Source organism: Roseobacter sp. (genome assembly GCF_024639605.1).
In the GTDB taxonomy this organism is placed as follows: Bacteria; Pseudomonadota; Alphaproteobacteria; order Rhodobacterales; family Rhodobacteraceae; genus Roseobacter.
In genome coordinates this window covers 1-6,515 of the sequence record NZ_JAHEHZ010000166.1, presented here as the reverse complement: position 1 = coordinate 6,515, position 6,515 = coordinate 1, and the positions used below count along the sequence as shown (strand labels likewise).

Genomic DNA, 6,515 nt, shown 5'->3' with positions numbered 1-6,515 from the left:
TGCACGCCCTGCCGGGTGGGCTGCGAAAAGGCGGTCAAGCTGATGCAGGCGGAGCACTGGGATCAGGTATTGCTGGAAGAACTCAGCACCGCGATGGTCGATGCCTCGATCTGCGGTCTGGGGCAGGCCGCACCAAACCCGATCCGGCATGTGATCAAACACTTCCCCGACGAAATCTGAGCGGCCCTGCAGCCCTTCCGTTCCGGCTCAAATCCCCTTAGACGGGGAGGAGCTTTCAGGTATCGGGGCCGCAGCCATGGCGTTTTTCAAGAAACTCAAAGACCGTCTTTTCAAGTCCTCCTCAAAGATCGATGAGGGTCTGGAAGCGATCGTGACGGATGGCGGCGTGGAAGAAACCCTCGCACCGCTGCCGCACGCGCAGGAACCTTCCGTTGCCCGCGCGCCGGACGACGCGCCTCAGGCGGAACCTGCATCGGTCGCGCCATCGCCTGATGTTCCCGTGCCCGAGGCGGAACCTCTTCCGACAGATGCCCCGCCCGCACCATCGCTGCCGCAGGAAGAGCCGGTTGACGCGCCGGATGAAGAAGAAGTGGTCCCGCCCGCAGATGATCTGATGGAGGAGCCTGCGGCCGCTGTGGAGGCCCTTCCCGAGGCTGTTGACCCGGAGCACGCGCCGTTGCCGGCAGATGAGACCCGGCCGGCTGAGGAACCGCTTGACCCGATGCCCGTTCCGGAGACCCTTCAGCCCGAGCCCGAGCCCGAGCCCGAGCCCGAGCCCGAGCCCGAGCCCGAGCCCGAGCCCGAGCCCGAGCCCGAGCCGGAGCCTGAAAGGGAATCCCGCGCGCCGCTCGTGATGCCGCGCACCGAAGTGGCCTCCGCTCCGGTCCTTCGTGAAGACAGCCCGGCTGAGCCGGTGGCGAAACCGGGCATGCTGGGCCGTCTTTTTGGACGCACGGCACCCCGGACCGTCGTGCGCCGCACGCTTGACGACGAAATGCTCGAACAGCTTGAAGAGCTGTTGATCAGCGCGGATATGGGCGTTGATACGGCCCTGCGTGTGGTGGCGAATATGGCCGAAGGGCATATCGGGCGTAATCTCTCCGTCGCCGAAATCAAAGAACTGATGTCAGCTGAAATTGCCCGCATCATGGAGCCGGTCGCCCGCCCGCTGCCGCTTTACCCCAGGACACCGCAGGTGGTTCTGGTGGTCGGTGTGAACGGCTCGGGCAAGACCACGACCATTGGTAAACTGGCAAGCCAGTTCCGCGCGGCGGGCAAAAAGGTGGTGATTGCTGCCGGGGATACGTTCCGGGCCGCCGCTGTCGAACAGCTGCAGGTCTGGGGGGATCGCGCCGGCGTGCCCGTGCTGACGGCGCCAGAAGGCTCGGATCCGGCAAGTCTTGCCTTTGACGCTATGGGCCGCGCCCAGGCCGACGGCGCCGATCTGCTGCTCATCGACACCGCAGGGCGGTTGCAAAACCGCAGCGATCTCATGGAAGAGCTTGCTAAAATCGTGCGTGTTATCCGCAAGAAAGACGAAAGCGCGCCACACAACACGCTTCTGGTGCTGGATGCGACCACCGGCCAGAACGCGCTGAACCAGGTCAAGGTCTTCCGCGATATCTCCGACGTCTCCGGGCTGGTGATGACCAAGCTCGATGGCACCGCAAAGGGCGGTGTGCTCGTGGCACTGGCCGATAAATTCGGCCTGCCCATTCACGCCATTGGCATTGGCGAGCAGATCGACGACCTCGATGCTTTTGATCCCGAAGAATTCGCCGATGCGCTGATGGGAGTAGAGCGGGCGTAAGCCGCGCGCGCGATGACTGAATGGCTGATCTCCATCGAAGGCACGGAAACCGGGCATCAGGTGGCGCTTGTGCTGGCGCTGATGGCCGCTTTTCTGCACGCGGTTTTCGGCGCGCTGCAAAAGGGGCGTCATGATCCCTGGTTGACCCGCGGCGCGATCGATTTCTCATATATGGTGATGGCCGCACCCTTTGCGCTTTTCGTGGTGCCATGGCCCGAGCCGCACATGTGGCCCATTTTTGCGGGCGTCTGGGTCATCCACGTCATCTACAAGCTTCTCCAGGCCTGGGCCTATACCAAAGGCGCCTACACGGTCGTTTATCCGGTGGTGCGCGGCACGGGTCCGCTTTTTACGGTGATCGGGGCCTATCTGATCTTTGAAGAGACCTTCACCGGCACACAATGGCTGGGGGTTGCGGTACTGCTCGCGGGGATCTTCGGGCTGGCGGTCTATAACATGATCTTTCTGGTCTCAGAACGCGATACGCTGAACGCAGCTCTGGGGCTTGCAGTGATGACCGGGCTCTTCGTGGCGCTTTATACCACGTGGGACGCCTACGGGATTCGCGCCACGGCCAATCCGTTCACCTTCCTCGCGTGGTTTTTCTTAATCGACGGTTTTCTGATGCCGATCATCGCTGCGCGCCGCTGGCAGCGGATGACTGACCGGCCGGAGTTGCCACCGCTGATGATCAAAGGCGTTTTCGGAGGCCTTGTGGCCTTTTGCAGCTTTGGCGCTGTGATGATGGCGACCCGTCTCGATAAAGTGGGTGAGGCGGCCGTGCTGCGCGAGACCTCAACTGTCTTTGCCGCGATCATCGGCTGGCTGTTCTTGCGCGAGACAGTGGGCCCGCGACGGATTGCCCTTATGGCATTGATTGCACTGGGGGCTGTGATAGTTGAGACGGGCGGATAACAAGCAGGATGGATACGTGGCCAAACCGATAAACCCGATTGTAAAACAGGTGCTCGAACTGGGGCCGACCATAGCGTTTTTCCTGATCTATCTGTGGATCCGGGATGACGTGTTTACTTTTGGCGGTACTGAATACACCGGGTTCATCGTGGCCGCGATAGTCTTTGTGCCCATTCTGCTGGTGGCCATGGCCATCCTGTGGAAACTCACAGGAGAACTCAGCCGGATGCAGGTTTTCACGGCCGTCATGGTGATTTTCTTTGGCGGGCTTACCGCATGGTTCAACGACGAGCGGTTTTTCAAAATGAAAACGACCATCGTCTACGGGCTTTTTGCCGTGCTGCTGGGGATCGGGCTGATGCGGGGGCAGTCCTGGCTGGCCTATGTGATGAACGACATGATGCCGATGCGCGAAGAAGGCTGGATGATCCTGACGCGCCGGCTCTGTGCTGCTTTTGCGGTAATGGCTGTGGCCAATGAGATCATCTGGCGCACCATGTCGACGGATGCCTGGGTCAAGATCGAAACCTTTGCTTTTCCGGTGGCCCTGATGGCCTTTCTGATGTGGCAGTTTATGGCGCTGCAGCCCTATCTGATCAGCGACGAAACGACCGACGACAGCTAGTTTGCAGAGACGCGTTCCAGGGCGTCGACCATCGGCTCAGGGATCGCATCGACCCGGACGGCATCCCGGCCCATGGACCGGGCAACCTTACCCGCGAGATCAAGCGAAATCGCGGCTTCGAGCGCGAGGCGGAACCGCGCGCTGCGGGCGCATTTGCGTCGCAGATCGTCGAAACGCCACTCGAGAACCTCGGCACCTTCTTCGAGCCAGGTTGAAGCGGAACTGGGCACACCGGTGAGAAAGGCGATCTCACCCAGAAAAAGATTTGGCGGCAGCACAAAAGCCTGATCGGATTTGCGCACCAGCGTCGAGCCGCTGATCACATAGTAAAGCCGGGTGCCGGGTTCGCCTTCTTCGGTGATCTGTTTGTCTTTCTCAACGCTGTAGCGCGTTGCCAGATTCATCAGCGCCCGGAAATCGCCGGGCGGCAGACGCGGGAACTCGACGTAGATGTCCCGGTGGGCCCGGGGAATGGCAAGCCGCGAATTACGCGCCAGCAGACTGGTGAGACCCCAGAGGTTGGCCGCAACGATCAGCAGGCTGACCAGGATCGCCTCCCAGAGCGGCCGGTCGGCGATGATCGCATAGTAGAGAATGTAAATGCCTGTGCCGACGAGCACGAAAAGCCGCAGCACGATCTGGTTCGTGATCGCAAGGCCGGCAACATAAAATGCACCGGCCAGAAACACCAGGTATTCCGGTGGCATGACGCTTTGCACGTAGTCCACTCGTTACTTCCCCCAAGTCAACGAGCAGGACCTTTGAGGAGAATCGCCCCTGATGCAAAGGAAAACGAGACAACCTGTACTGTTTTCTGACGGTTTGCGCAGAGGATCAGCTTCGTTTGAAAAGTTTGTCCTGTGCGTCTTTGTCCTTGCGGAAATCGCCGCGCTTTTCGGCATGAAGCGCGCGGCCCGCAATCACACCCGGTCGCGTGCTCACCGCATCGAGCCAGCGCGCCATATGCGGCTTGTCTTCCAGCGTTTGCTGCTGCCCTTCCCAGAGCGAAGCCCAGCCCCAGATCGCCATATCCGCAATCGTATAGGACCCGCCGGCCACATATTCGCTCTGCGCCAGTCGCCGGTCGAGCACACCGTAAAGCCGCGCGGTCTCATTGCGATAGCGGTCTTTTGCGTACGGAAGATCATTGGGCGGATCCATCGCCGGCGCATATTTCAAAAAGTGATGCGCCTGGCCCGCCATCGGTCCCAGTCCGCCCATCTGCCACATCAGCCATTCATTCACTGAGATTTTCTCGCGCGCGGTACCGCCGCCGAACTGCCCTGTCTTTTCAGCCAGATAAAGCAGGATCGCGCCGGATTCGAAGATCGAGACCGGCTCACCCCCGGGTCCGTCGTGATCAACAATCGCCGGCATGCGGTTGTTGGGCGCGATTTTGAGAAACTCCGGAGCGAACTGGTCCCCGGCACCAATGTTGATCAGATGTGTTTCATAGGGCAGTCCCATCTCCTCAAGGGCGATGGATATTTTCCAGCCGTTCGGCGTCGGCCAGAAGTACAGATCAACAGGCGTGCTCATTATTTTTTCCCCGGGCTTGTGTGCCGGCCATGATGCGGTTTTTCACACGCAGGGCAAGGGGCATAGCAGGCAGGGCCGAAGCAGTACCTGAGCGCCCCGTGCCGGTACCGCCGCCGGCAAAGAGCCGCGACCAGCGCGGTGCTGTGTTGACGGGCAGTGCGCTGCGCAACAGACCGGAGGGCAGCTTGTCGGGGGTGCGCAGCAACTGCGTATAAAGGGCCATGACACCAGGTCTGGTATAGGCCGACCAGTGGCAGATCCGTCGTGAGGGCGCTCCGATCGGCAGATCAAGGGCGCTCAGCGCATCCAGCGTACGGGCGCAGTCCAGTTGCAGTGTACATGCATTCGGAGCGCTGATGCCCCGGCCGATGGCGTGGTCTGCCGGTATCTCGCGCGGCACGAGCCGCTCAAAGGCCATGTCAAAGAGGTCATTTTCACGGCTGGTTATATTGAAAACTTCGGTTCTGCGCCCGGCGGGCGTGCGGAGCATCTCCTGCGCGCGTCCGGCAAAGCTTGCCCCGGTCAGCAGCACAATGCGATCCACAGCACCCGCGGGCAGGTGTTCAAGCGCACTAAGCGCCGCTTCAGAACCCATGGAATGCGCGATGATATGTACGGGCCGTTCCGGCGCGCTGGCACGCAGAAGCGAGATGATTGTCGCAAGGCTGCCGCCCAGATCACGCGCCCTGCGATGCACGCGCGCCAGTGGGCCGCGCGCATACCACCCGAGCGCAATACCCAGCCCCTCCTGCGGGTCTCCCGTGTCAAAGCCCAGTGCACGAGGCCAGCTGCGCGGACCGGTGCCGAAGATTTTGTGGTGCGGACAATGGGCATGTGTGGAGGGGGCGTATTTGTAGCCATGCAGCATGATGATCACCGGGCCGGTGCCGGTGCCGGGCCGTGCAATCAGAAGGCGCGCGGACTGACCGGGGTCATGCAGTGCAAACCCCTGAGGGGTTGCGTTGATCCTGAGCAGTGGCATTAAGGCGCCCTCTCTACAAGATATTGTGGCTGAGGTCTCTCACATGCATACGACAACCGTGTGAAGATGCTGTTACAGCAACGTGACGGTGTTGACGCGCAACATCCGTTGATCTAACGCTTTCTGCGTGGCGATTTGTTACCGGATTGCGGGCCACGTAAAATATTCCGCTAAAAGGTCACCGATGAGGAACCCCCGTCGCGTTGGCCGCGTCTGGGGTTTTTTTGTGCCCGAAAGGGCCGGGAGAGAAAGAGATGACGAAAGATCTGAGCAAGCGAACACGTGCGGTTCATGCCGGCACCCGGCGCAGTCAGTATGGTGAGGTATCCGAGGCCATTTTCCTGACCCAGGGCTTTGTTTATGACAGCGCCGAAGCCGCAGAAGCCCGTTTTATCGAAGCGGGTCCGGATGAATTTATCTATGCACGCTATGGCAATCCGACAGTGGCGATGTTTGAGGAACGCATCGCCTCTCTGGAAGGGGCTGAGGATGCTTTTGCCACGGCCTCCGGCATGGCTGCGGTCTCGGGCGCGCTCATGTCGATGCTGCGCGCGGGGGATCATGTGGTCTCCTCGCGGGCGCTTTTCGGCTCCTGTCTGTACGTGCTCGAAGAGGTACTGACCAGATATGGTGTCGAAGTGACTTTTGTTGACGGCACGGATCTGGCGCAGTGGGAGGCGGCC

General features: G+C 60.8%; 8 protein-coding genes and 1 riboswitch. Of the genes, 5 read left to right on the top strand and 3 right to left on the bottom strand.

The window, feature by feature from the left end; genetic code table 11:
* The 4 genes from Q0M35_RS16210 to Q0M35_RS16195 form a co-directional block, all read left to right on the top strand.
* On the top strand, positions 1-180 hold a 180-nt coding region (locus Q0M35_RS16210), incomplete at its 5' end, for an NADH-ubiquinone oxidoreductase-F iron-sulfur binding region domain-containing protein (RefSeq protein ID WP_295317248.1).
* Between the two features lie 76 nt (positions 181-256).
* Entirely contained in the window at positions 257-1,771 is a 1,515-nt protein-coding gene (ftsY, locus tag Q0M35_RS16205; protein WP_295317240.1) for a signal recognition particle-docking protein FtsY, read from the top strand.
* A gap of 12 nt (positions 1,772-1,783) precedes the next feature.
* Entirely contained in the window at positions 1,784-2,686 is a 903-nt protein-coding gene (locus Q0M35_RS16200) for an EamA family transporter (protein WP_295317238.1), read from the top strand.
* 16 nt (positions 2,687-2,702) lie between these two features.
* Positions 2,703-3,311, top strand: a complete 609-nt coding sequence (locus tag Q0M35_RS16195; protein WP_295317236.1) for an inner membrane-spanning protein YciB — start codon at positions 2,703-2,705, stop codon at positions 3,309-3,311.
* On the opposite strand, the gene Q0M35_RS16190 is transcribed toward Q0M35_RS16195, so the two are convergent.
* The 3 genes from Q0M35_RS16190 to Q0M35_RS16180 form a co-directional block, all read right to left on the bottom strand.
* Positions 3,308-4,039 carry a cyclic nucleotide-binding domain-containing protein gene (locus Q0M35_RS16190; RefSeq protein WP_295317235.1) on the bottom strand — a complete coding sequence of 244 codons (732 nt, stop codon included), beginning with the start codon at positions 4,037-4,039 and terminating at the stop codon, positions 3,308-3,310. The genes Q0M35_RS16195 and Q0M35_RS16190 overlap by 4 nt on opposite strands.
* A 106-nt stretch (positions 4,040-4,145) precedes the next feature.
* Positions 4,146-4,850, bottom strand: coding sequence for a glutathione S-transferase N-terminal domain-containing protein (locus tag Q0M35_RS16185; protein ID WP_295317228.1), 705 nt, complete (start codon positions 4,848-4,850; stop codon positions 4,146-4,148).
* The gene (locus Q0M35_RS16180; protein WP_295317226.1) at positions 4,834-5,832 is read right to left on the bottom strand and encodes an alpha/beta hydrolase; all 999 of its coding nucleotides are present in this window, start codon (positions 5,830-5,832) and stop codon (positions 4,834-4,836) included. The genes Q0M35_RS16185 and Q0M35_RS16180 overlap by 17 nt, the downstream gene beginning before the upstream one ends.
* A 117-nt stretch (positions 5,833-5,949) precedes the next feature.
* Positions 5,950-6,026, top strand: a riboswitch (SAM riboswitch).
* Positions 6,027-6,086: 60 nt separating this feature from the next.
* Here Q0M35_RS16180 and Q0M35_RS16175 point away from each other — a divergent pair.
* Positions 6,087-6,515 (top strand): PLP-dependent transferase (locus tag Q0M35_RS16175; protein WP_295317223.1); only part of this gene is annotated, 429 nt, incomplete at its 3' end.

Coding starts and splice junctions, on each gene's coding strand:
- ftsY (WP_295317240.1), top strand. CDS start 257: ATGGCGTTTTTCAAGAAACTCAAAGACCGTCTTTTCAAGTCCTCCTCA.
- Q0M35_RS16180 (WP_295317226.1), bottom strand. CDS start 5,832: ATGCCACTGCTCAGGATCAACGCAACCCCTCAGGGGTTTGCACTGCAT.
- Q0M35_RS16185 (WP_295317228.1), bottom strand. CDS start 4,850: ATGAGCACGCCTGTTGATCTGTACTTCTGGCCGACGCCGAACGGCTGG.
- Q0M35_RS16200 (WP_295317238.1), top strand. CDS start 1,784: ATGACTGAATGGCTGATCTCCATCGAAGGCACGGAAACCGGGCATCAG.